Origin of the sequence: Kitasatospora sp. NPDC059817 (assembly GCF_042731835.1) — a bacterium.
In the GTDB taxonomy this organism is placed as follows: domain Bacteria; phylum Actinomycetota; class Actinomycetes; order Streptomycetales; family Streptomycetaceae; genus Kitasatospora.
Window position 1 is genome coordinate 1 of sequence record NZ_JBHWIR010000002.1, and the last position, 21,633, is coordinate 21,633.

Below are 21,633 nucleotides of genomic sequence, written 5' to 3' on the forward strand. Positions count from 1 at the left end.
ACTCTAGCATCCTCCCCCCCCCTCTCGTCCCCACCCACCACTTGGTGTTGGGGGTGGCGCTCCCCCACGGAAGTCAGCGGGCTCAGACGAGCTCGGTGACGGTACCGCCCGCGGCGGTGATCTTCTCGGTGGCGGAGCCGGAGACGGCGTCGACCGTCACCTGCAGCGCAACCGAGATCTCGCCGGTGCCGAGCACCTTGACGAGGGAGTTCTTGCGAACCGCGCCCTTGGCGACCAGGTCCTCGACGGTGACCTCTCCACCCTGCGGGTAGAGCTCGGCCAGCTTGTCGAGGTTGACGACCTGGAACGTGATCTTGAACGGGTTCTTGAAGCCCTTCAGCTTCGGCAGGCGCATGTGGAGCGGCATCTGGCCACCCTCGAAGCGCTGCGGAACCTGGTAGCGGGCCTTGGTGCCCTTGGTACCACGACCGGCGGTCTTACCCTTGGAGGCCTCACCACGACCCACGCGGATCTTGTCGGTCTTGGCACCCGGGGCGGGACGCAGGTTGTGGATCTTGATCGGGTTGTCGCCCATGATCAGTCCACCTCCTCAACCGTCACCAGGTGACGGACCGTTTGGGCCATCCCGCGAATCTCGGGACGGTCCTCCTTCACCACGACGTCGTGCATGCGCTTGAGACCAAGCGAACGCAGGGTGTCACGGTGATTCTGCTTGCTGCCGATGTACGACTTGGTCTGCGTGATCTTCAGGCGAGCCATCAGGCGCTCACCCCTGCAGCACGCGCCCGCAGCAGAGCAGCGGGAGCCACGTCCTCCAGCGGCAGGCCACGACGAGCGGCGATCTCCTCGGGGCGCACGAGGCCCTTCAGAGCAGCCACGGTGGCGTGCACGATGTTGATCGCGTTGTCCGAGCCGAGCGACTTCGACAGGATGTCGTGAATGCCGGCGCACTCCAGGACGGCGCGCACCGGACCACCGGCGATAACACCGGTACCGGGGGCGGCGGGCTTCAGGAGCACGACGCCGGCGGCCTTCTCACCCTGGATCGGGTGCGGGATGGTGCCCTGGATACGGGGGACCTTGAAGAAGTTCTTCTTGGCCTCCTCAACACCCTTGGCGATGGCGGCCGGAACCTCCTTCGCCTTCCCGTAACCGACACCCACGGTGCCGTCACCGTCGCCCACCACGACCAGCGCGGTGAAGCTGAAACGACGACCACCCTTGACAACCTTGGCGACACGGTTGATCGCGACAACGCGCTCGACGTAAGCGGTCTTCTCGACGGCGGGGGCGTTGCCCCGGTCGTCACGCTTACGGTCGCGCCGCTCGCCACCGCCGGTGCCACCGCCGGCGCCGCTACCGCGGCGCTGGGGTCCAGCCATTGGAATTACCTCTCTCGATTACGTCCGTCGACTGAGTCGACGAGCGGCTTAGAAGTCGAGCCCGGCCTCGCGAGCCGCGTCCGCCAGGGCGGCGATGCGGCCGGCGTACCGGTTGCCCGCGCGGTCGAAGACGACCGACTCGATGCCGGCGGCCTTGGCGCGCTCGGCGACCAGGCTCCCGACCTTCTTGGCCAGCTCGGTCTTGTCGCCCTCGGCGCCCTTGATGGACACGTCGAGGGTGGACGCCGACGCCAGGGTGTGACCCTTGGCGTCGTCGATGACCTGGGCGACCATGTGACGGTTCGAGCGCGTCACGACGAGGCGCGGACGCACCTCGGTGCCGACGACGCGCTTGCGAACGCGGATCGCGCGGCGCTTGCGAGCGGCGCTCTTGTAGGCGTTGCCCTTGCCGATCTTGACAGAGACGCTCATCGCTTACTTACCACTCTTTCCGACCTTGCGGCGGATGACCTCGCCCGCGTACTTGACGCCCTTGGCCTTGTACGGGTCGGGCTTGCGCAGCTTGCGGATCTTCGCGGCGACCTCGCCGACCTTCTGCTTGTCGATGCCGTCCACGTGGAACTTGGTGGCCGACTCGACGACGAAGGAAATGCCCTCAGGGGCCTCGACCAGGATCGGGTGGCTGTAGCCCAGCTGGAACTCCATGTCGGAGCCCTTCGCCAGAACTCGGTAGCCGACACCGCTGATCTCCAGCGACTTGCGGTAGCCCGCGGTCACGCCGGTGATCATGTTCGCCACCAGCGTGCGGGAAAGGCCGTGCAGGGCCTTCGACAGACGCTCGTCGTTGGGGCGGGTGACGAGCAGCGTGCCGTCCTCGCCCTTACCGATCTCGATCGGCGCGGCGACAACGTGGGTGAGGGAGCCCTTGGGGCCCTTCACCGAGACCGCCCGGCCATCGATGGTGACGTCCACGCCAGCGGGGACCTGGATGGGCAGCCGTCCAATGCGCGACATTGCTGTACCTCCGTTTCCCGAATTACCAGACGTAGGCGAGAACTTCTCCGCCTACGCCCTTCTTGGCGGCCTGCTTGTCGGTGAGGAGACCCGAGGACGTGGAGATGATCGCCACGCCCAGGCCGCCGAGCACCTTCGGCAGGTTGGTGGACTTTGCGTAGACCCGCAGGCCCGGCTTGCTGATCCGCTTGATGCCAGCGATCGAGCGCTCACGGTTGGGGCCGAACTTGAGCTCGATGGTCAGCTTCTTGCCGACCTCGCCCTCAACGGGCTCCTCAACCTTGTAGGAGGAGATGTACCCCTCCTGCTGCAGGATCTCGGCGACGTGCGCCTTGATCTTGCTGGCCGGCATCGCCACGGAATCGTGGTACGCCGAGTTAGCGTTACGCAGACGCGTGAGCATGTCTGCGATGGGGTCGGTCATGGTCATGATGGCCTCAGGCCTCTCTCGCCGTGGTTTCTCCGCGCCAGGTCCCCCCGCCGCACTCCGAGGAGTGCGGCAGGGGCACAGACGCAGGGGACCTGCGGCGTCGTAAGACTGGGTGCGAGCCCTCCGAAGAGGGTCGACGGCAGCTATGGAGCTCCCGCGACAGGGGGCCCGACCTCACTACCCTACGGGATTCCGTACGCAGCCCCAAAAAAGGGGCGCTGTGGGGTCGGGCACACCTGCTTCGCTATGGCATTACCGCGAGGTCCTGGACTACCAGGAGCTCTTGGTCACGCCCGGCAGCTCGCCGCGGTGCGCCATCTCACGAAGGCACACACGGCAGAGGCCGAACTTGCGGTACACCGAGTGCGGACGGCCGCAGCGCTGGCACCGGGTGTAGGCCCGGACGCCGAACTTCGGCTTGCGCTCGGCCTTCGCGATGAGGGACTTCTTCGCCATGTGGTTACGCCTCCTTGAACGGGAAGCCCAGAGCGCGCAGGAGCGCCCGGCCCTCGTCGTCGGTCTGGGCGGTGGTCACGACGGTGATGTCCATACCGCGCTGACGGTCGACCTTGTCCTGGTCGATCTCGTGGAACATGACCTGCTCGGTCAGACCGAAGGTGTAGTTGCCACGGCCGTCGAACTGCTTCGGGGAGAGGCCACGGAAGTCACGGATACGCGGCAGGGCCAGCGACACCAGACGGTCCAGGAACTCCCACATGCGGTCACCGCGGAGGGTGACGTGGGTGCCGATCGGCTGGCCCTCACGCAGCTTGAACTGCGCGATGGACTTGCGAGCCTTCGTCACCGCCGGCTTCTGACCGGTGATGGCGGTGAGGTCGCGGATCGCGCCCTCGATCAGCTTGCTGTCACGGGCGGCCTCGCCGACACCCATGTTGACGACGACCTTGACCAGGCCGGGCGTCAGCATGACGTTCTCGTACGAGAACTGCTCCTGCAGCTGACCCTTGATCTCGGAGTTGTAACGCTCCTTGAGACGGGGGGTCACCTTCTCAACAGTCGTCTCAGACATCAGATGTCCTCACCGGTTCGCTTGGCAACGCGGATCTTGTTGCCCTCGTCATCGAAGCGGTAGCCAACGCGGGTGACGACCTTCTTGCCGTCCTTCTCCACGACCAGCTGGACGTTGGAGACGTGCACCGGGGCCTCGACGGTGACGATGCCACCCTGAGTGCCCGGGCCCGGCTTGGTGTGCTTCTTGACCCGGTTCACACCCTCGACCAGGACCTTGTTCTCGGCGGGCATGGCCTGAATGACCTTGCCCTGCTTGCCGCGGTCCTTGCCGGTGATGACCTGAACCAGGTCACCCTTCTTGATCTTCATGCTGTTCGCCATGGGTTAGAGCACCTCCGGCGCAAGCGAGATGATCTTCATGAACTTCTTGTCACGCAGCTCGCGGCCCACCGGGCCGAAGATGCGGGTACCACGGGGGTCACCATCGGTGTTCTTCAGAACGACCGCGGCGTTCTCGTCGAAGCGGATGTACGAGCCATCCGGACGACGACGCGACTTCACGGTACGGACGACGACGCACTTGACGACGTCACCCTTCTTCACCGAACCGCCGGGGATCGCGTCCTTGACGGTCGCGACGATGACGTCCCCGATGCCGGCGTAGCGGCGACCGGAACCACCGAGAACGCGGATGCAAAGGATTTCCTTCGCGCCCGTGTTGTCGGCGACTCGCAGTCGCGACTCCTGCTGGATCACAGCTTTCTCCTGATCGTCAACGAGAGCTGACGGGCCGGCCGCTGCTCACACCAGCGCCCACGAGGGGCCTGGTGCACATACGGCCGTACCGCATCAACTTCGTTACTTGGCCTTCTCGAGGATCTCGACGACGCGCCAGCGCTTCGTCGCGGACAGCGGGCGGGTCTCCGCGAGGAGGACCCGGTCGCCGATGCCGCAGGCGTTCGCCTCGTCGTGCGCCTTCAGCTTGTTCGTACGGCGGATGACCTTGCCGTACAGAGCGTGCTTGACGCGGTCCTCGACGGCGACGACGACGGTCTTGTCCATCTTGTCGCTGACGACGAGACCCTCACGGGTCTTGCGGAAACCGCGCGTCTCGTTGGTGTTCTCAGTCATCAGGCGTTCTCCACCGTCTCGATGCCCAGCTCGCGCTCGCGCATCAGGGTGTAGATCCGCGCGATGTCCTTACGGACGAGCTTGAGCCGTCCGTGGTTGTCGAGCTGCCCGGTCGCCGCCTGGAAGCGGAGGTTGAACAGCTCCTCCTTGGCCTCACGGAGCTTGGCAACGAGACCCTCGTTGTCCAGCTCGCGGAGGTCAGCAGCCTTGGTGCCGGCCGACATCAGCTCTCACCTGCCTCGCGCCGGATGATCCGGCACTTCATCGGGAGCTTGTGAGCTGCGCGGGTCAGCGCCTCACGAGCCACCTTCTCGTTGGGGTACGACAGCTCGAACATGACCCGACCCGGGTGCACGTTCGCGATCCACCACTCGGGCGAACCCTTACCGGAACCCATGCGGGTCTCGGCCGGCTTCTTGGTGAGCGGACGGTCCGGGTAGATGTTGATCCAGACCTTGCCGCCACGCTTGATGTGACGGGTGACGGCGATACGAGCGGACTCGATCTGCCGGTTCGTCACGTAGGCCGGGGTGACGGCCTGGATGCCGTACTCGCCGAAGGCGAGCTCGGTGCCACCCTTGGCAGCGCCACGGCGCTTGGGGTGGTGCTGCTTGCGGTGCTTGACCCGACGGGGGATCAGCATTGGAGTCAGGCCTCCGTTCCGGTGTTCTCGGCAGCCGGAGCCTCCGCGGCCGCGGCCGCGGGGGCCTCGGACGCGGCGGGGCGACGGCCGCGGCCACCGCGCTCGCCACCACGGCGCTCGCCACCGCGGGCGGGACGACCACCCTCGGGACGGGCCGGGCGGTTACCCGAGCGGGCAGCGGCGTTCTCAGCGCGGACCTCGGCGATGTTCTTGACGTCGCCCTTGTAGATCCAGACCTTCACACCGATGCGGCCGAAGGTCGTCTTGGCCTCGAAGAAGCCGTAGTCGACGTTCGCGCGCAGGGTGTGCAGCGGCACACGGCCCTCGCGGTAGAACTCCGAGCGGCTCATCTCGGCGCCGCCGAGACGACCGGAGCACTGGACCTTGATGCCCTTGGCGCCGGACTTCATGGTGCCCTGCATCGACTTGCGCATGGCACGGCGGAAGGAGACGCGGGAGGACAGCTGCTCCGCGACGCCCTGAGCCACGAGCTGGGCGTCCAGCTCGGGGTTCTTGACCTCGAGGATGTTCAGCTGGACCTGCTTGCCGGTCAGCTTCTCGAGGTCGCCGCGGATGCGGTCGGCCTCGGTGCCACGGCGGCCGATGACGATGCCGGGGCGAGCGGTGTGGATGTCAACGCGGACGCGGTCGCGGGTGCGCTCGATCTCGACCTTGGAGATGCCGGCGCGCTCCATGCCCTTCGTCATCATGCGACGAATGGCAACGTCTTCCTTGACGTAGTCCTTGTACAGCTTGTCGGCGTACCAGCGGGACTTGAAGTCCGTGCTGATGCCGAGGCGGAACCCGTGCGGGTTAACCTTCTGGCCCATTACCGGGTCCCTTCCTTGCTGCTGACGACCACGGTGATGTGGCTGGTCCGCTTGCGGATCCGGTAGGCACGACCCTGCGCACGCGGACGGAACCGCTTCAGGGTCGGGCCCTCGTCAACGTACGCCTCGCTGATGACGAGGTCGTCCACGTTGGAGTGGTTGTAGTTGTGCGCGGCGTTGGCAATGGCGCTGTCGAGCACCTTGCCGACGGGCACGGTGGCGGCCTGCGGAGCGAAACGCAGGACGGCCTGGGCCTCCGTGGCCGGAAGGCCACGGATGAGGTCCACCACGCGGCGGGCCTTCATGGGCGTGACGCGGATGTACCGCGCCTGGGCCCTGGCTTCCATGGTTGTCCCCTTGCTGGTGTAAGTCATTGAGTCGGTAATCTCGCTGGCGACTAGCGACGCTTCGACTTGCGGTCGTCCTTGACGTGACCGCGGAAGGTACGCGTCGGCGCGAACTCGCCGAGCTTGTGGCCGACCATCGACTCGGTGACGAACACCGGGACGTGCTTACGGCCATCGTGCACCGCGATCGTGTGGCCGAGCATGGCCGGGAAGATCACGGAGCGACGGGACCAGGTCTTGATGACGTTCTGGGTACCCGCCTCGTTCTGCGCGTCCACCTTCTTGAGAAGGTGGCCGTCGATGAAGGGGCCCTTCTTGAGACTGCGCGGCATCTGACCTGCTCCTAGCGCTTCTTGTTGGTCTTGCGGCGGCGCACGATGAGGGCGTTCGAAGCCTTCTTCGGGCTACGAGTGCGACCCTCCTTCTGGCCCCACGGCGAGACCGGGTGGCGGCCACCAGAGGTCTTACCCTCACCACCACCGTGCGGGTGGTCGATCGGGTTCATGGCGACACCACGCACGGTCGGGCGAACGCCCTTCCAGCGCATACGGCCGGCCTTGCCCCAGTTGATGTTCGACTGCTCGGCGTTGCCGACCTCGCCGACGGTGGCGCGGCAGCGCGCGTCCACCAGGCGGATCTCACCGGAGGGCATGCGCAGGTGCGCCATCTTGCCCTCACGCGCCAGCAGCTGGATGCCGGCACCGGCGGAGCGGGCCATCTTGGCACCGCCACCGGGACGCAGCTCCACCGCGTGGATGGTGGTACCGACCGGGATGTTGCGCAGCGGCAGGTTGTTGCCCGGCTTGATGTCGGCGCCAGCGCCGTTCTCGATCCGGTCACCCTGCGCGATGCCGCGCGGCGCGATGATGTAGCGCTTCTCGCCGTCCGCGTAGTGCAGGAGCGCGATGCGCGCGGTGCGGTTCGGGTCGTACTCGATGTGCGCGACCTTGGCCGGCACGCCGTCCTTGTCGTGACGACGGAAGTCGATCACGCGGTAGGCGCGCTTGTGCCCGCCACCCTGGTGGCGAACGGTGATCCGACCGGCGTTGTTACGGCCGCCCTTGCTGTGCAGGGGGCGAACCAGCGACTTCTCCGGCGTGGACCGCGTGATCTCTACGAAGTCGGCCACGCTGGAGCCACGACGGCCCGGCGTAGTCGGCTTGTACTTGCGGATGCCCATTTGGCTCTCTCGTCCTCGTCCTTATCGACGATCACGATCTCCGTTAGGAGACCGGACCACCGAAGATGTCGATGCGGTTGCCCTCAGCCAGCGTCACGATGGCGCGCTTGGTGTCCTTGCGCTTGCCAAAGCCCGTCTTGGAGCGCTTGCGCTTGCCCTGACGGTTGAGCGTGTTGACGGACTCGACCTTGACCGAGAAGACCGCCTCGACGGCCTGCTTGATCTGGGTCTTGTTGGCACCGGGCGACACGACGAACGTGTACTTGTTCTCGTCGAGGAGCGAGTAGCTCTTCTCCGAGATGACCGGCTTCACCAGGACGTCACGGGGGTCCGTGAACGTCTTGCTCGTGATCTCTGCAGCCATCAGGCGGCGCTCCCTTCGAGCTCGCCCTCAGCAGCCACGGCCTTGGCGGACGCGGCGGGACCCGCCACGAAACGCTCGAAGGCGGCCTGGGTGAAGACCACATCGTCGGAGACGAGCACGTCGTAGGTGTTCAGCTGACCGGCGTCCAGGATGTGCACGTGCGGCAGGTTGCGGGCGCTCTTCAGACCCAGCTCGTCGGCACGCTCGACGACGAGGAGGATGTTCTTGCGCTCGGTGATCTTGCCGAACAGACCCTTGGCGGCCTTGGTCGACGGCGCCTCGGCCGCGATCACGTCGGTGACGACGTGGATGCGGTTGTGGCGGGCCCGGTCGGTGAGCGCACCGCGCAGGGCGGCGGCGATCATCTTCTTCGGGGTCCGCTGCGAGTAGTCGCGCGGCACGGGACCGTGCACGACGCCACCGCCGGCGAACTGCGGGGCGCGGGTCGAGCCCTGACGGGCGCGGCCGGTGCCCTTCTGGCGGTACGGCTTACGGCCGCCACCGCGGACCTCGGCACGAGTCTTGGTCTTGTGGGTGCCCTGACGGGCCGCAGCGAGCTGCGCCACGACGACCTGGTGCATCAGCGGAACGCTGACCTTCGCGTCGAAGATCTCGGCCGGCAGCTCGAGGCTGCCGGTCTTGTCGCCCGAGGGCGACAGGATGTCAATGGTGCTCATATCCTCACAGCCCCTTCGCCGCGGTGCGGACGAGGACGAGGCCGCCGTTCGGACCCGGGATTGCGCCCTTGATCAGGAGCAGCCCCTTCTCCGCGTCAACGGCATGGACGGTCAGGTTCTGGGTGGTCACGCGCTCGTGGCCCATCCGGCCGGCCATCCTCATGCCCTTGAACACGCGACCCGGGGTGGCGCAGCCACCGATCGAGCCGGGCGAGCGGTGCTTGCGCTGCACACCGTGACCGGCGCCGAGGCCCCGGAAGTTGTGGCGCTTCATGACACCGGCGAAGCCCTTGCCCTTGGAGGTGCCGGTCACGTCGACCTTGACACCCGCCTCGAACAGCTCCGCGGTGATCTCCTGGCCGAGGGTGTACTCGGACGCGTCCGAGGTACGGAGCTCGACCAGGTGGCGGCGCGGGGTGACACCGGCCTTGGCGAAGTGGCCCGCGAGGGGCTTGTTCACCTTGCGGGGGTCGATCTCGCCGAAGCCGATCTGGACGGCGTCGTAGCCGGCCGGACTGTCGGCGGTGTGGACCTGGGTCACGACATTGGGCCCAGCCTTGACGACGGTCACCGGAACGATCCGGTTGTTCTCGTCCCAGACCTGGGTCATGCCGAGCTTCTCGCCCAGGATGCCCTTAATCTGCTTAGCCATCTTCGGTGCGCCTCTCAGAGCTTGATCTCGATGTCGACGCCAGCCGGCAGGTCGAGACGCATGAGCGAGTCAACCGTCTTCGGCGTGGGGTCGAGGATGTCGATCAGACGCTTGTGAGTACGCATCTCGAAGTGCTCGCGCGAGTCCTTGTACTTGTGCGGCGAGCGGATGACGCAGTACACGTTCTTCTCAGTGGGCAGCGGCACCGGGCCTGCGACCTGCGCACCAGTTCGGATCACCGTCTCGACGATCTTCTTCGCCGAGGAATCGATGACCTCGTGGTCGTAGGCCTTGAGCCGGATGCGGATCTTCTGTCCCGCCATGGCTACTCAGTAGTCCTTTGTCCTTAGTCACTGCACGACCACCCTCCGACCCCCGCGCTCGGGCGTGTCGCGCTCGCGCTTGCAAAAAACCGGCGAAAAGCTCGTCGGTTTCAAACTTTCGGGGTGGGGGGGCCGGGCCGAGGCCCCGCATGCACTTCCCGGAAGATTCCCGTACTTTCGCCCCGCAGCTGCCGTGGCGTCGACTTCACGCTTAACGGCCATCACGGGAACGACGAGTACCTGGGACTCGCTTCCAGTCCTCCCGGCGGGAGGCGCACAGCATCGGCAACTCAACCGAGCAACTTGGACATACTGCCACATGGAGCAGCCCGGATGCCAATCGGGGCCGGTGAGGTCGCCCTCACCGGCCCCGATCGGGTGACCGTTCTCAGCCGCGGCGCGCACCGCCGCGGACCCGCGTCACCAGGGTCGCTTGCTCCCGCAGGTCAGCGCCCACTCGTCGCCGGTCACGTTGGCGCACCACAGCTGACCCTTGTCGGGCTCGTTGTTGTACTCCTTGAGCTCCTTGTTCACCGGCGCGCAGTCGGTCGGCCCGGCCGGGTCGTACTTCGGGCACTTGCCGTCGCGGTTCACCAGGATGTGGGCGCGCCAGGCGTCCGCGCCCATGTCGATGCCCTTGGCCCCGGCGACCGGCACGTACTCGGGCTTCGTGGTCGGCATGTAGCGGTCCGCCGACCAGGAGGCGGCCATGGTGGCGAACAGCGCCACCGCGCAGACCGCGCCGGCGACCAGCCGGCCGGTGACCGCGGGCCGCAGGGTGAGCGGCGCCGGCCGCCCGTCGGTGCCGACCCGCTGCACCGTGCGCAGCCAGCCGGCGCCCCGCTGGACGAGGAACATCAGGCCGAGCACCGCGAGGATCATCAGCGCGTACAGGATGATCCAGGTCGTCCGCGGGTACAGCTGGATGGACTTGGTCTGGGCCATCTGGGAGGCGAACCAGAAGCGCAGCAGCCAGGCGCTGATCAGGGTGGCCGTCACGGTCCGGACGGTGATGCTGCGCAGTCCGAGGCCCAGCGCCAGCGCGACCCCGGCGAGCAGCAGCAGGGTGTAGGCGCTCTGCCCGGCGAGCTCACCGTGCCACGGGAAGTCGTGGTAGTTCAGGTCGCCGTTGCGGTCCGAGGCCCAGCCCATGATGTACGCCGGGTCGATGTACACCGAGAGGTACGCGTACCGGTCCTTGGCCTGGGCGCCCAGCCGCACCAGCTCGTACAGCAGCGGCGAGCCGACCACGCCGGCGCTCACCAGCGTCACGCCGAGGAACAGCAGCACCCGCTTGATCCGGGCGGCGCCCTGGCGCCACGGGATGACGAACAGCGTCAGGACGAGGACGCCGGGCGCGGCCCAGACGAACCAGCCCGAGTACCAGAGGAACATCAGGCCGAACGAGACGCCGAAGCCGAGGCCGCGCAGCACCGTGGACCGGGTCGACAGCTCGTGCGACCGGCGCAGCTCCCGCAGGGCGGCGGCCAGCATCGGCACCATGACCAGCATCGTGACGTGGCTGTACGGCCGGATCGGGTCGAGGAAGAGGATCGCCGACGGGACGGCGATCAGCAGCGCCCAGACCGGCCGCAGCATCAGCCGCCAGGAGAGGTACGCCATCGGGCCGACCAGTGCGCTGCAGATCAGCTGGACGTCCTTCATGGCGTAGCCGACGCCGCCGACGCCGCCGTAGAACAGCTTCGACCAGACCGCCAGCAGCGCCGGGAAGCCGGGCGGGTAGACGCCGGGCAGGCCCTTGCCGCGCAGCATGTCGTTGGCCATGCCCATGAGGTTGCCCGGGTCGCCCTCCTGACCGCCGAGGCCCCACTGGGTGCCGTTCAGCGCCACCGCGATCCCGCCCGCGACCGCGCCGGTGGCCAGTCCCGCGACGGCCGCGCAGACCAGCCGCTGGGCCAACTGGTACCGGGCCAGGCTGCCCCGGTAGGCGGCGTACAGCAGCACCGCCAGGATGGGCAGGCCCACGATGGCGGCGTACTTCTGGAGCATGGCCAGACCGCTGACCTGGCCCACCCGGTTCAGCGGGTTGACGTCGATGCGGGTGCAGAGCAGCGCGAAGCCGAACGCCGCCACGATCGAGACCAGGGCCTCGGCCGAGCGGACCGCCCAGGGGCGCTCCAGCAGGCCGTCGAGCCGTCCGGGGCGGGGCGCGATCGCGCCCTCCGGTTCGAGCGACCCCTTGCGGGAGCCGCCGACCGGGCTGGTGGCCAGATCAGTCATGTCAGTCACTTCCGTGCAGTGGCCACGTCCGATGAGTGGCGAAGAATGGCGCAGTGGACCGGCGATCAGCGGCCATCATAGGGCGCTTACCAGAAGCCGAGGCCTCGGGCAAGAACCCCGTTCCGGCCGTGTCGGGGCTGGGGCGTGGTGGTTCAGCAGGATCCGCCCGGTCGGTCGTCGGTGCTCCCCATGAGCACCCCCTCACCCACCCAGAGCCCAGCGGCCGACCGAAGCGCTTACTCCCGCCCCGTCGAATTCGGCCGGGCGCCTCGGGGGCGCCGTGACCCGGGGGCGTCCGGCCGGCTGCCGGCACCGCCCTCGGACCCGCTCGGGTCAGCTGCTGCGGACCGCGCGGCCGACCATGGCGCCGGCGTGGGAGAAGTCACCCGCGCCGAGCCGGCCGGCGGCGACCATCAGGGCGTGCAGGCGGGACGAGAGGTGCAGGTCGGCCGAGCGCGCAGCGTTGGTCCAGCCCTTGGCGCGCAGTTCCTTGGAGATCAGCGAGTAGTACCGCAGCTCCTCGTCGAAGCGCTTGCCGTCCTTGACCCGGTTCGAGGAGTCGCTGGCCTGGTGGCGCCGGTAGCGGAACACCTCGCGCTCGTCGACCAGCAGGTTGCCGCCCTCCATCAGCATGTCGACCATGAACGCCAGGTCGTGGATGGCGTCGATGTCCGGGCGGTACGGGATCTTCGACAGCGCGGACTGGCGGTACGTGAGCGACGGCGTGTACAGCCAGTTGCCGGACAGCAGGCTCTTCACCGCGGCCTCGCCGCTGATCACCCCGGCCTTGCGGGCCGGCGCGCTGATCCGGCGCTTGACCTTGTCGCCGATGCCGAGCGAGGGCACCAGGGTCCCGTCGCTGTCCATCACCCGCACGCCTGGCTGGACGGCGATCGCGTTCGGGTCGGCCCGCAGGCGCTCCAGGACGACGTCCAGGTAGTCGGGCTCCAGCAGGTCGTCGGCGCCCATCATCGAGACGAACTCGCGCTCGGCCAGGGTGGAGGCCTTGTAGGTGTTGCCGTTGGGCCCCAGCCGCTCCGCGTTGCGGATGTACCGGATCCGCTCGTCGTTCAGGCTCTCGATGTACTGGGGCGCCCGGAAGCCCGGGTACTGGTCGTCCACGATGGTCAGCCGCCAGTCCTGCTGGTGCTGGGCCCGGATGCTGTCGATGGTGGCGAACAGGTACTCCGGATCGCCGTAGTACGGGATGACGAAATCGACGCTCATGACGGCGCCGCACCTCCTGGTCCTGGATCACGCTTCGGTGCCGCCCGGCCGCGGCCAGCGGGCGCCCCAAGTCAACCAGCTTTGCCGGGCCCGTGCGTCAGCCGGTCGGCCCACACCGGCTCCGGGGGGCGGAGATCGGGTGTACAGAGGCCGCCAATCGGAAATTCTGGCACAAGGAAATACGTCCGCCGGGCGGCCGGGGGATGAATGAACTCGGTAATGTCCGGATTTTCCGGAGCCCAAAAAGGCGGCACCTATTGGCGCCCCCTTCTTCCACAACGGATGAACGGGCGTCACCGTTCGGCTCGGTGGCCGACGGTCGACGGGATCGTTCGCCGGCCTCTTCGGCGGCGCGCTCGCCCGCACACACGGCTGAGGGCCGGCACCCCGTCGGGGGTGCCGGCCCTCAGGCCTCGTGCCCTGTCGCGTGGAGCGCGATCAGTGGTCGGAGCCGACCGGAGCGTCGAGGCGGTCGTTGTTGTGACGGACGCCCTCGGTGATGGCGACCGTACGGGCCAGGTCGGTGAGCTTCTTCTCCAGCGACCGGAAGCGCAGGTAGGTGTTGAGCGTGAGGAAGCCCATGGCGATGACCATCAGGTAGAGCACCAGGTCCGTGCCACGGCCGACGCCCAGCGCGGTGGCCAGCTTGGTCACGCCGGCCGGCCACAGGATCGCGATGACGTTGGCGACGACGAAGAGCGAGAAGGCGATGCGCTTCCACGCCCGGGTGTTCGCGGCGTCCCAGCGCCGGACGAACAGGAGGGCCATGCCCACGGCGGCCAGGACGAGGATCAGCTGGATCCAGAGGTGATTCATCGGCGGTTACGCTCCCGCAGCGAGATGTCGAAGAGGATGTTCACGCCGTTGATCAGGGACTGGCCCTTGGCGCGCGAGTAGTCGGTGTAGAGGATGTCCACCGGCACCTCTGCCACCCGGAGGTCCGAGCCGGCGAGGAAGGAGACGATCTCCGAAGCGTGGGCCATGCCGTTCATGGTGATCCGGATGCGGCTGGCCGCCTCCCGGTTCATCACGCGCAGACCGTTGTGCGCGTCGGTGAGCTTGAGCTTGCGGGCGGTCGGGCTGACCGCGGCGGCGGTGCGGAGCACGACCCGCTTGATCCACGGCACCTGGCCGGTCTGCTCGATGAAGCGGGAGCCGAGCACGATGTCGGCCTCGTCCTGGCGCAGCAGCGCCACCATCTTCTCCACGTCGGCGGTCTGGTGCTGGCCGTCCGCGTCGAAGGTGGCGAAGTACTCGGCGCCCTCCTGCTCCAGCGCGTACTTCAGGCCGGTCTGCAGCGCTGCGCCCTGGCCCAGGTTGACCGGGTGCCGCACCAGGTGGGCGCCGGTCGTCATGACGTGCTTCGCCGTGTCGTCGGTGCAGCCGTCGTCGATCACCACGATGTTGGGGAAGGTCTTGCGTGCCCCCTCCACGACCTCGGCGATCACCTGGCCTTCGTTGTAGGCCGGGATCACCAGCCAGACGTTGTCATAGTCGGACACAGGGGCTCCATGCTTGGCGAACGGCACGGCGTCGCGTGCCTCGGTCTGTCTGTCGGTGGTGATCACGGGCGTCGTCGGCCAATCACAGTCCGGTCCCCCACCGTCACGAGGTCCGCAGCGGCTCGGCCGCGCTCCTGCTGTCCAGCCCGGAGCGCCCGGAGGCGGCAGGGCTGGAGGGGAACGCGCGGTACAGCGCCCACAGCATCAGGACGGCGCTGATCAGCGCGCCGGCCAGGTACGCGAGCTCGGCACGGAGACCGACGTCACCCGGGGAGAGGGCGACCGCAACCAATGCTACGGAACCGGCCGTCCAGCCCACCAGCTGTCGGCGGTGCTGGGCGCTCGACATCAGCGCCTGGCCGAAGACCGTCGCGAGGACGTAGCAGAGCGTGCCGAGGACGAGCCAGGTGAAGTCCAGCGGGTTGAGCAGGTCCTTGGCGTTGAAGAGCAGCGGGTTGAGCCAGGCGCCGAGCGCGATGACCGGCAGCCCGCCGCCGATACACATGGCGGCGACGATCGCCGTGGTGCGGGTCAGCACCTTGCGGAACTCGGCGTGGTCGCCGGCCGCGGTGGCACCCGAGAGCGCGGAGACCATGGAGGCCTGGAGGGCGCTGTAGGCGAAGAGCGGCACGCGGGCCATCACCACGGCCTGGCCGAGGGCGAAGACCAGGGCGTCGGACGCCTCGGAGTGCTTCGGCGCGAGCAGGCGCACGCAGACGACGGTCGCGTTCACCACCAGCTGGCTGAGCATCACGGAGCCGATCAGCAGGCCGAGCCCGCTGGTGAGCTGGCGCCAGGACACCTCCGGCCCGGGGGCGCGGTCGGCGAGGATGCCGCGCAGGCCGATCAGCGAGGCGGCGACCGGGGCGACCACCAGGATCAGGCCGAAGGCCAGTGCCGAGTGCAGCCCGAGGACGGCGGTCAGCGCGGCCAGCCCGATGCGCAGGGCACCGTCGACGGCCAGCTGGGTGCCGTAGGGGCCGAACAGCCCGAGGCCGGCCAGCGCACCGCGGGAGACCGAGCTCACCGCGAGGCCCGCCATGCCGCCGGCGAGGGCCACCACGAGGGTCCGGTCGCCGCCGAACAGCTGGTCGGCGATCGGGCCGGCGGCGGCCGCCAGCACGGCGCAGGCCGCGGCCAGGATCGCCAGGGCGAGCAGCAGCATCCGCCGTACCGCGGGCAGTGCCCCCGCCCCGGACACCTTGCGGGCGGCGACCAGCCGCGTCAGCTCCAGTTCGACGGGCTGGAACAGGCCCCACCCGACGGACATCACGATCGTCCAGAGCATCGTCACCCTGGCTGCGCCGGCCGTGCCCAGGCTGTAGCCCACGAGCGCCATGTAGACGTACGCCGAGGCCCCGAGTACGACCGTCCCACCGACCACGAGCCGGGCCCCCGGGGGTAGCACCCCGAGCAGCTTGGCGATCGGGTTCTTCATCACATGATCACCGAATTAACCGGCCGACCTTGCCACACGTCTCCGCACGAGGCCGGCCCGGCCGTGCGATTGCTGTGAATAGTAGCGGGTAGCCGTGAACGTCCGATGACGGTGGGCCCCACCCTCAGACCCCCGGGAAGGTACGGGACCACGGCTCCGTCCACAGGTTCTGAGGATCGCTCAGCACCGTCACCGTGACACCCTGCGCCGCCAGGTCCCGCTTGATCCGGTCGCCCACGGAGCGGTCGGCGGTCAGGATGGTCGGCGGGACGGGCGAGGCCGGGAGCTTGTCGATGGCTCCCTTGAGGCGGCCCAGAGACTTCTGGTAGTCCTCCTCCTTCACCTGGGGGCCGCCGATGGACACCCAGTGGATGTCGTACAGCGCCGTCATGTCGCCCCCGCGCCGGTTCAGCAGCGAGGCGAGCCAGGTGGCCTTGAGGTTCTTGTAGTCGTCGTTGGCGAAGAGCGCGATCACCGGGCCCTTGCTCGATATGTCGAGCGCCTGCGCGCCCTTGGGGCCCATGTCCCCCTTGAACTCGCCGCGTCCCCAGGCCACCAGCGGGTTGCCGGACCAGGCGGACGGGTTGTCCTTGGTGGTCAGGAAGCCCCACTGCACGTTGGCGAAGAGGCTGAGCGCGGCGGCGACGGCGAGGCCGGATATCGCCAGCTCGCCGAGGCGGCTCGGCAGCGTGCGGCCCGTCCCCCGGTACGGGCTCTGCAGCATGGCCCCGACGGCGCCGAGGGATATCAGGCTGACCACGACGCCCACGGCCGTCATCTTGTGGAAGTAGTACGAGTACTTGCCGATGGTGTGCAGCTGGTAGGCGGCGAAGGCGCTGAGCAGCCCGCCGGTGCCGAGCAGGACCGCGAGGTGCGCCTGGCCGACGGCCGTCCGGCGGTTGCGCGGCATGACCGCGGCCAGCAGGCCGAGCAGCCCGCCGCCGATGAGTATGGAGCGGTCGGCCCCGACGCTCGGGCCGTTCATGTTCGAGGCACCGGCCACGTCGAGGTTGCCCAGTATGGACAGGACGCTCGGCAGCGCGGCCACGCCCAGCGCGCACGCCAGCGCGCCGGCGGTCCACCACCAGCGCCCGGCGAACTTGCGCCGGTGCGCCACCAGCGCGCCCAGCAGTGCCACGCCGACGAAGGCGCCGTAGATGTTGTACGCGTAGGTGACGGTGATCAGCCCGGCCGACGCGGCCAGCACGAACTCGGTGGTGCCCATCGCCGGCCGGATCATCACGGCCAGCGCGAGTGCTATCAGCAGCAGCCCGATGAAGGTCGAGTCGAAGCCGTGGACCATCAGGTCCATGTAGTTGCTCGCGAACATGATCGCGCCGACGGTCGCGCACACCGCCGCGCAGCGCCAGCCGCGCAGCCGCGGCCCGCCGATCCACCGGGCCGCCCAGACCAGTGCGGCGCAGAACAGCGCGTACCCCACCAGCAGGTACAGGAAGTACCGGTTCATGGTGTAGAGCATGTCGCCGGAGTCGGCGGCGGAGTGGACGAGGGTGTCCGTCCAGGCCAGCAGGAAGTGGGAGCCCTGCGGGTACGTCACCTCGGACGGCGGTATCAGGTAGGACCGGGCCGCCTCCTGGTGGAGGAAGTTGAAGCCGCCGACGTTCTGGATGCCGGAGAAGAAGGAGAAGTGCGCGAGCCGGTCCTCCGACGTGGCGAAGTAGGCGACCCGCTCGGCCGCCGACGTTCCCGCGATCGGGTGGAACAGGTAGTGCCAGACGCCGTAGCCGGTGCCCAGGACCAGCAGGTCGGACCAGCGGAAGCGCAACGGCAGGCGCGGGCCGCGGCGGGCGGCCCAGGCGGCGACCGTCACCACGCTGAACATCAGGCCGCTGGTGGCGACCGGCGAGAGGCCCCACGGCCAGAGCGAGAAGAGCAGGCCGAACGTCAGCACCGAACCGGCGAGCACCAGCCCGGCAACGAACAGCCGGTCGAGCAGCACGCCGCCGACCCGGAGCACGGCGGCTATGGAGAACAGCAGCAGCGGCAGCAGCAGGACGCCCAGGTCCAGCGCGACCAGCCCGGTCGGCACCAGCCAGGACAGGGCCAGCCCCCCGGCCAGGACGAGCGGGTTGCGCCTGGACCGTCCGCTGGTGATCGGCTCGGGCGGCCCCGGCGGTGCGGTCGGACGTTGAAGCTCGCGCTCAGGCGAGGAATGTACGGTCGACACGGTGCCGTGCCCCTTCGGTCAAGTCCCTGCCGCCCGTCTCCCCGGCCGGGTGCGGACTTCCACTACCGTCAGCGGGCAGGCTACGAGCCACAGCATACCGAGGGGCCCGTCGGCACGACGGGCTGAGGGGGCCGGGTGGACGGTCCGCGAACGGCCGGTAACGGGCGCCGTCGAGCGCCGGTTCAGCCCCGGAAGACCCAGATCTTCAGCAGCACGAACCGGGCCACCGTGGCCAGGCCGTTGGCGGCGACCAGTCCGGCGACCTCCACCGGCCGGGAGGCGTTCGGCGCCACCTGGTCCAGCAGGGCGAGCACGCCCGCGCTGAGGCCGAGCCCGATCAGGAAGGCCACCGCGCCCTGCAGCTGGTGCCGGACCATGCCCTGCGAGCCGGTGACCCCGAAGGTGAAGCGGCGGTTGGCCGCGGTGTTGGCCACCGCGCTGACGGCCAGCGCGATCAGGTTCGCCGCCTGCGGGTCGGTGAACCACCGCGCGGCGACGAACAGCGCCAGGTAGAAGACGGTGCTGAGCACGCCGATGACCAGGAAGGACGGCAGCTGGCGGCGGGTCGACGGGGCCGGCTCGGCGGGCTCCGCCGGTTCCTCGGTGACGGTCACCGGCCCGGGCCCCGCGCGTCGCCGTGCGCCGCGTCGTCCTGCGCCGGTTCGTCGTCGGCCGAGTCGTAGCCGACGAAGTAGGTCGGGCGGGCCTGCACCGCCGAGTAGATCCGGCCGACGTACTCTCCCAGCAGTCCGACGCAGATCAGCTGCACGGCGCCGATGAAGAGCATGCCGATGAACAGCGAGGACCAGCCGGGCACGGTCGCACCGAGCGCGTACGAGAGAGTGGTGTAGACCGCGAGGGCCAGGCAGACCACGAAGCTCACCAGGCCCAGCCAGGTGGCCAGCCGCAGAGGGGCGGCGGAGAAGTTGGTCACGCTGTCCAGTGCGAGCCGGACCATCTTGGACAGCGGGTAGTGGGTGCCGCCGGCCACCCGCTCCTCCCGGACGTACACCACCTCGCCGCTGGGGAAGCCGAGCCACGGCACCAGCAGCCGGTAGACCGGCTGGTGCTCGGGCAGCTGCTTGAGGGCCTCCACGGCCGCACGGCTGAGCAGGCGGAAGTCGCCGGCCTGGTTGGGCATCCGCTTGCCGACCAGCTTGCGCATCAGCCAGTAGTAGGCGCCGGCCGTCCGGCGCTTGAAGGCGGTGTCGGTGGCGCGGTCCCCGCGCACGCCGTAGACGACGTCGAAGCCCTGCTCGCGGGCCAGGTCGAGCATCTCCGGGATCTTCTCCGGCGGGTCCTGGAGGTCGGCGTCGATGCTCACCACGTAGTCGCCGCGCGCCCGGTGGATGCCGGCGGTGAGCGCGGCCTGGTGTCCCGAGTTGCGGGCGAAGCGGACGATGCGGAACTCCGGCCAGTCCTGCCGGACCTTCTGCAGGACGACGGGGGTGGCGTCCGTACTGCCGTCGTCGACGCCCACGACCTCGTAGTCGACCGCGAGCCCGTCCAGGATCGGCCGCAGCCGCTCGACGGTCAGCGGGAGCGCCTCCTGCTCGTTGTAGATCGGCATCACGACCGACAACAGTGGTGCCGTTGGCATGCGTTGGATCCCACTTTCCGCGACGGCGGGCTGGACGGTCGCCCGACAATAACAGCCGGCCATGAGCAGGCTGTGAGAGCGGGTGAAGGCCTGATGAAGGCCGAAGGGCTCCGCACACCTGGGTGTGCGGAGCCCTTCGGTTCGCCTGTGCGGGACAGACAGGTCAGAACATCAATTACTTGATGATCTTGGTGACCTGGCCGGCGCCCACGGTGCGGCCACCCTCACGGATGGCGAACTTCAGGCCCTCCTCCATGGCGATCGGCTGGATCAGCGCGACCGTCATGGCGGTGTTGTCGCCCGGCATGACCATCTCGGTGCCCTCGGGGAGGGTCACGACGCCGGTCACGTCCGTGGTACGGAAGTAGAACTGCGGGCGGTAGTTGTTGAAGAACGGGGTGTGACGGCCACCCTCGTCCTTCGACAGGATGTAGGACTGGGCCTCGAAGTCGGTGTGCGGCGTGACCGAACCCGGCTTGATGATGACCTGGCCGCGCTCGACGTCCTCGCGCTTGATGCCACGGAGGAGCAGACCGACGTTCTCACCGGCCTGGCCCTCGTCGAGCAGCTTGCGGAACATCTCGATGCCGGTGACCGTGGTGGTGGTCTTGGTCTCCTTGATGCCGATGATGTCGACAGTCTCGTTGACCTTGAGGATGCCACGCTCGATACGACCGGTGACGACGGTGCCACGACCGGTGATCGTGAAGACGTCCTCGATCGGCATCAGGAACGGCTGGTCCACGGCGCGGGCCGGGGTCGGGATGGCCTCGTCCACGGCGGCCATGAGGCCGAGGAGCTTCTCGCCCCACTCCTTGTCGCCCTCCAGCGCCTTCAGCGCGGAGACGCGGACGACCGGCAGGTCGTCGCCCGGGAACTCGTACTCCGAGAGGAGCTCGCGGACCTCGAGCTCGACGAGCTCCAGGATCTCCTCGTCGTCCACCATGTCGGCCTTGTTCAGGGCGACGACGATGTAGGGGACGCCGACCTGGCGGGCCAGGAGGACGTGCTCCTTGGTCTGCGGCATCGGGCCGTCGGTGGCGGCGACGACGAGGATCGCACCGTCCATCTGGGCCGCACCGGTGATCATGTTCTTGATGTAGTCCGCGTGACCCGGGCAGTCGACGTGGGCGTAGTGACGCGCCTCGGTCTGGTACTCGACGTGCGCGATCGAGATGGTGATACCGCGCTGCCGCTCCTCCGGCGCCTTGTCGATCTGGTCGAACGGCGTGAAGGGGTTGATCTCCGGGTGAGCGTCGTGCAGCACCTTGGTGATGGCCGCGGTAAGGGTCGTCTTACCGTGGTCAATGTGACCAATGGTGCCGATGTTGACGTGGGGCTTCGTCCGCTCGAACTTCGCCTTCGCCACTGCAGTCCTCCTGAGGACAGTTCTGTACGCCGTGCTGACGTCAGTTGGTCTTTGATCGGGTTTGGGCCCGAGGTGCCGGAAGCACCTCGCACCGTCCCGCGGGGTGGGGGCCGGAGGCCCCCCCGGGGGGGGGGGGGCGCGCCGGGGCGGGGCCGGCCGCACACAGCAGAAAATATATCTATATAGAAAAAAAAAAAAAAC

The 21,633-nt window shown here is 68.4% G+C and carries 30 protein-coding genes; all 30 read right to left on the bottom strand.

What is annotated here, in order from left to right; translation table 11 throughout:
• Positions 1 to 82: 82 nt before the first annotated feature.
• A complete protein-coding gene (gene rplO / locus ACFV61_RS00535; protein ID WP_063348972.1) occupies positions 83 to 535 on the bottom strand; it encodes a 50S ribosomal protein L15 in 453 nt (150 codons plus the stop codon).
• Between the two features lie 2 nt (positions 536 to 537).
• Complete coding sequence (gene rpmD / locus ACFV61_RS00540; RefSeq protein ID WP_030251557.1) at positions 538 to 720, bottom strand: 50S ribosomal protein L30; 183 nt, start codon at positions 718 to 720, stop codon at positions 538 to 540.
• Complete coding sequence (rpsE, locus tag ACFV61_RS00545) at positions 720 to 1,343, bottom strand: 30S ribosomal protein S5 (protein ID WP_030055834.1); 624 nt, start codon at positions 1,341 to 1,343, stop codon at positions 720 to 722. Before rpsE ends, rpmD begins: the two co-directional genes overlap by 1 nt.
• 48 nt (positions 1,344 to 1,391) lie before the next feature.
• The gene (gene rplR / locus ACFV61_RS00550; protein WP_030280785.1) at positions 1,392 to 1,775 is read right to left on the bottom strand and encodes a 50S ribosomal protein L18; all 384 of its coding nucleotides are present in this window, start codon (positions 1,773 to 1,775) and stop codon (positions 1,392 to 1,394) included.
• Positions 1,776 to 1,778: 3 nt separating this feature from the next.
• The gene (gene rplF, locus ACFV61_RS00555; RefSeq protein WP_063348971.1) at positions 1,779 to 2,318 is read right to left on the bottom strand and encodes a 50S ribosomal protein L6; all 540 of its coding nucleotides are present in this window, start codon (positions 2,316 to 2,318) and stop codon (positions 1,779 to 1,781) included.
• Positions 2,319 to 2,340: 22 nt separating this feature from the next.
• Positions 2,341 to 2,748 carry a 30S ribosomal protein S8 gene (gene rpsH, locus ACFV61_RS00560; RefSeq protein WP_030055831.1) on the bottom strand — a complete coding sequence of 136 codons (408 nt, stop codon included), beginning with the start codon at positions 2,746 to 2,748 and terminating at the stop codon, positions 2,341 to 2,343.
• Between the two features lie 270 nt (positions 2,749 to 3,018).
• Positions 3,019 to 3,204, bottom strand: coding sequence for a type Z 30S ribosomal protein S14 (locus tag ACFV61_RS00565; protein ID WP_030393303.1), 186 nt, complete (start codon positions 3,202 to 3,204; stop codon positions 3,019 to 3,021).
• 4 nt (positions 3,205 to 3,208) lie between these two features.
• Entirely contained in the window at positions 3,209 to 3,778 is a 570-nt protein-coding gene (gene rplE / locus ACFV61_RS00570) for a 50S ribosomal protein L5 (protein WP_030393302.1), read from the bottom strand.
• Complete coding sequence (gene rplX / locus ACFV61_RS00575; protein ID WP_030055828.1) at positions 3,778 to 4,089, bottom strand: 50S ribosomal protein L24; 312 nt, start codon at positions 4,087 to 4,089, stop codon at positions 3,778 to 3,780. The genes rplE and rplX overlap by 1 nt, the downstream gene beginning before the upstream one ends.
• Positions 4,090 to 4,104: 15 nt before the next feature.
• Positions 4,105 to 4,476 carry a 50S ribosomal protein L14 gene (gene rplN, locus ACFV61_RS00580; RefSeq protein ID WP_030393301.1) on the bottom strand — a complete coding sequence of 124 codons (372 nt, stop codon included), beginning with the start codon at positions 4,474 to 4,476 and terminating at the stop codon, positions 4,105 to 4,107.
• 102 nt (positions 4,477 to 4,578) lie between these two features.
• Positions 4,579 to 4,851: a 30S ribosomal protein S17 gene (gene rpsQ, locus ACFV61_RS00585; RefSeq protein WP_030055826.1), complete on the bottom strand. Its 273-nt coding sequence runs from the start codon at positions 4,849 to 4,851 to the stop codon at positions 4,579 to 4,581.
• Positions 4,851 to 5,075 (bottom strand): 50S ribosomal protein L29, encoded by a 225-nt coding sequence (gene rpmC, locus ACFV61_RS00590; RefSeq protein WP_063348970.1) that lies wholly within the window; start codon positions 5,073 to 5,075, stop codon positions 4,851 to 4,853. Before rpmC ends, rpsQ begins: the two co-directional genes overlap by 1 nt.
• On the bottom strand, positions 5,075 to 5,494 hold the full coding sequence (rplP, locus tag ACFV61_RS00595) for a 50S ribosomal protein L16 (protein WP_030055824.1): 420 nt from the start codon (positions 5,492 to 5,494) through the stop codon (positions 5,075 to 5,077). The genes rpmC and rplP overlap by 1 nt, the downstream gene beginning before the upstream one ends.
• 5 nt (positions 5,495 to 5,499) lie before the next feature.
• Entirely contained in the window at positions 5,500 to 6,324 is an 825-nt protein-coding gene (rpsC, locus tag ACFV61_RS00600) for a 30S ribosomal protein S3 (protein WP_063348969.1), read from the bottom strand.
• Positions 6,324 to 6,671, bottom strand: a complete 348-nt coding sequence (rplV, locus tag ACFV61_RS00605; protein ID WP_030055822.1) for a 50S ribosomal protein L22 — start codon at positions 6,669 to 6,671, stop codon at positions 6,324 to 6,326. Before rplV ends, rpsC begins: the two co-directional genes overlap by 1 nt.
• Before the next feature lie 50 nt (positions 6,672 to 6,721).
• Complete coding sequence (gene rpsS / locus ACFV61_RS00610) at positions 6,722 to 7,003, bottom strand: 30S ribosomal protein S19 (protein ID WP_030055821.1); 282 nt, start codon at positions 7,001 to 7,003, stop codon at positions 6,722 to 6,724.
• Between the two features lie 11 nt (positions 7,004 to 7,014).
• On the bottom strand, positions 7,015 to 7,851 hold the full coding sequence (gene rplB / locus ACFV61_RS00615; RefSeq protein WP_063348968.1) for a 50S ribosomal protein L2: 837 nt from the start codon (positions 7,849 to 7,851) through the stop codon (positions 7,015 to 7,017).
• 43 nt (positions 7,852 to 7,894) lie between these two features.
• Positions 7,895 to 8,215, bottom strand: coding sequence for a 50S ribosomal protein L23 (gene rplW, locus ACFV61_RS00620; protein WP_063348967.1), 321 nt, complete (start codon positions 8,213 to 8,215; stop codon positions 7,895 to 7,897).
• Complete coding sequence (rplD, locus tag ACFV61_RS00625; protein WP_063348966.1) at positions 8,215 to 8,892, bottom strand: 50S ribosomal protein L4; 678 nt, start codon at positions 8,890 to 8,892, stop codon at positions 8,215 to 8,217. Before rplD ends, rplW begins: the two co-directional genes overlap by 1 nt.
• Positions 8,893 to 8,896: 4 nt before the next feature.
• Positions 8,897 to 9,544, bottom strand: a complete 648-nt coding sequence (gene rplC / locus ACFV61_RS00630) for a 50S ribosomal protein L3 (protein WP_063348965.1) — start codon at positions 9,542 to 9,544, stop codon at positions 8,897 to 8,899.
• A 14-nt stretch (positions 9,545 to 9,558) separates the two neighbouring features.
• Positions 9,559 to 9,867, bottom strand: a complete 309-nt coding sequence (rpsJ, locus tag ACFV61_RS00635) for a 30S ribosomal protein S10 (protein ID WP_012785157.1) — start codon at positions 9,865 to 9,867, stop codon at positions 9,559 to 9,561.
• Positions 9,868 to 10,287: 420 nt separating this feature from the next.
• Positions 10,288 to 12,108 carry a hypothetical protein gene (locus tag ACFV61_RS00640; RefSeq protein ID WP_380489246.1) on the bottom strand — a complete coding sequence of 607 codons (1,821 nt, stop codon included), beginning with the start codon at positions 12,106 to 12,108 and terminating at the stop codon, positions 10,288 to 10,290.
• A gap of 333 nt (positions 12,109 to 12,441) precedes the next feature.
• Positions 12,442 to 13,335: a glycosyltransferase gene (locus ACFV61_RS00645; RefSeq protein WP_063348963.1), complete on the bottom strand. Its 894-nt coding sequence runs from the start codon at positions 13,333 to 13,335 to the stop codon at positions 12,442 to 12,444.
• Positions 13,336 to 13,773: 438 nt separating this feature from the next.
• Complete coding sequence (locus ACFV61_RS00650; protein WP_063348962.1) at positions 13,774 to 14,151, bottom strand: DUF2304 domain-containing protein; 378 nt, start codon at positions 14,149 to 14,151, stop codon at positions 13,774 to 13,776.
• Positions 14,148 to 14,837, bottom strand: coding sequence for a glycosyltransferase family 2 protein (locus tag ACFV61_RS00655; RefSeq protein ID WP_063348961.1), 690 nt, complete (start codon positions 14,835 to 14,837; stop codon positions 14,148 to 14,150). Before ACFV61_RS00655 ends, ACFV61_RS00650 begins: the two co-directional genes overlap by 4 nt.
• 103 nt (positions 14,838 to 14,940) lie before the next feature.
• Complete coding sequence (locus tag ACFV61_RS00660) at positions 14,941 to 16,275, bottom strand: hypothetical protein (protein WP_380489249.1); 1,335 nt, start codon at positions 16,273 to 16,275, stop codon at positions 14,941 to 14,943.
• 124 nt (positions 16,276 to 16,399) lie between these two features.
• Complete coding sequence (locus ACFV61_RS00665) at positions 16,400 to 18,463, bottom strand: hypothetical protein (protein WP_380489252.1); 2,064 nt, start codon at positions 18,461 to 18,463, stop codon at positions 16,400 to 16,402.
• A gap of 182 nt (positions 18,464 to 18,645) precedes the next feature.
• Positions 18,646 to 19,077 (bottom strand): GtrA family protein, encoded by a 432-nt coding sequence (locus ACFV61_RS00670; protein WP_063348958.1) that lies wholly within the window; start codon positions 19,075 to 19,077, stop codon positions 18,646 to 18,648.
• The gene (locus ACFV61_RS00675) at positions 19,074 to 20,063 is read right to left on the bottom strand and encodes a glycosyltransferase family 2 protein (protein ID WP_380489254.1); all 990 of its coding nucleotides are present in this window, start codon (positions 20,061 to 20,063) and stop codon (positions 19,074 to 19,076) included. Before ACFV61_RS00675 ends, ACFV61_RS00670 begins: the two co-directional genes overlap by 4 nt.
• 175 nt (positions 20,064 to 20,238) lie before the next feature.
• Complete coding sequence (tuf, locus tag ACFV61_RS00680) at positions 20,239 to 21,432, bottom strand: elongation factor Tu (RefSeq protein ID WP_063348956.1); 1,194 nt, start codon at positions 21,430 to 21,432, stop codon at positions 20,239 to 20,241.
• Between the last annotated feature and the right edge of the window lie 201 nt (positions 21,433 to 21,633).

Bases quoted from the DNA above. Each gene is read 5' to 3' on its own strand.
- rplO (WP_063348972.1), bottom strand. From the start codon at position 535: ATGGGCGACAACCCGATCAAGATCCACAACCTGCGTCCCGCCCCGGGT.
- rpmD (WP_030251557.1), bottom strand. From the start codon at position 720: ATGGCTCGCCTGAAGATCACGCAGACCAAGTCGTACATCGGCAGCAAG.
- rpsE (WP_030055834.1), bottom strand. From the start codon at position 1,343: ATGGCTGGACCCCAGCGCCGCGGTAGCGGCGCCGGCGGTGGCACCGGC.
- rplR (WP_030280785.1), bottom strand. From the start codon at position 1,775: ATGAGCGTCTCTGTCAAGATCGGCAAGGGCAACGCCTACAAGAGCGCC.
- rplF (WP_063348971.1), bottom strand. From the start codon at position 2,318: ATGTCGCGCATTGGACGGCTGCCCATCCAGGTCCCCGCTGGCGTGGAC.
- rpsH (WP_030055831.1), bottom strand. From the start codon at position 2,748: ATGACCATGACCGACCCCATCGCAGACATGCTCACGCGTCTGCGTAAC.
- ACFV61_RS00565 (WP_030393303.1), bottom strand. From the start codon at position 3,204: ATGGCGAAGAAGTCCCTCATCGCGAAGGCCGAGCGCAAGCCGAAGTTC.
- rplE (WP_030393302.1), bottom strand. From the start codon at position 3,778: ATGTCTGAGACGACTGTTGAGAAGGTGACCCCCCGTCTCAAGGAGCGT.
- rplX (WP_030055828.1), bottom strand. From the start codon at position 4,089: ATGAAGATCAAGAAGGGTGACCTGGTTCAGGTCATCACCGGCAAGGAC.
- rpsQ (WP_030055826.1), bottom strand. From the start codon at position 4,851: ATGACTGAGAACACCAACGAGACGCGCGGTTTCCGCAAGACCCGTGAG.
- rpmC (WP_063348970.1), bottom strand. From the start codon at position 5,075: ATGTCGGCCGGCACCAAGGCTGCTGACCTCCGCGAGCTGGACAACGAG.
- rplP (WP_030055824.1), bottom strand. From the start codon at position 5,494: ATGCTGATCCCCCGTCGGGTCAAGCACCGCAAGCAGCACCACCCCAAG.
- rpsC (WP_063348969.1), bottom strand. From the start codon at position 6,324: ATGGGCCAGAAGGTTAACCCGCACGGGTTCCGCCTCGGCATCAGCACG.
- rplV (WP_030055822.1), bottom strand. From the start codon at position 6,671: ATGGAAGCCAGGGCCCAGGCGCGGTACATCCGCGTCACGCCCATGAAG.
- rpsS (WP_030055821.1), bottom strand. From the start codon at position 7,003: ATGCCGCGCAGTCTCAAGAAGGGCCCCTTCATCGACGGCCACCTTCTC.
- rplB (WP_063348968.1), bottom strand. From the start codon at position 7,851: ATGGGCATCCGCAAGTACAAGCCGACTACGCCGGGCCGTCGTGGCTCC.
- rplW (WP_063348967.1), bottom strand. From the start codon at position 8,215: ATGGCTGCAGAGATCACGAGCAAGACGTTCACGGACCCCCGTGACGTC.
- rplD (WP_063348966.1), bottom strand. From the start codon at position 8,892: ATGAGCACCATTGACATCCTGTCGCCCTCGGGCGACAAGACCGGCAGC.
- rplC (WP_063348965.1), bottom strand. From the start codon at position 9,544: ATGGCTAAGCAGATTAAGGGCATCCTGGGCGAGAAGCTCGGCATGACC.
- rpsJ (WP_012785157.1), bottom strand. From the start codon at position 9,867: ATGGCGGGACAGAAGATCCGCATCCGGCTCAAGGCCTACGACCACGAG.
- ACFV61_RS00640 (WP_380489246.1), bottom strand. From the start codon at position 12,108: ATGACTGATCTGGCCACCAGCCCGGTCGGCGGCTCCCGCAAGGGGTCG.
- ACFV61_RS00645 (WP_063348963.1), bottom strand. From the start codon at position 13,335: ATGAGCGTCGATTTCGTCATCCCGTACTACGGCGATCCGGAGTACCTG.
- ACFV61_RS00650 (WP_063348962.1), bottom strand. From the start codon at position 14,151: ATGAATCACCTCTGGATCCAGCTGATCCTCGTCCTGGCCGCCGTGGGC.
- ACFV61_RS00660 (WP_380489249.1), bottom strand. From the start codon at position 16,275: ATGAAGAACCCGATCGCCAAGCTGCTCGGGGTGCTACCCCCGGGGGCC.
- ACFV61_RS00675 (WP_380489254.1), bottom strand. From the start codon at position 20,063: ATGCCAACGGCACCACTGTTGTCGGTCGTGATGCCGATCTACAACGAG.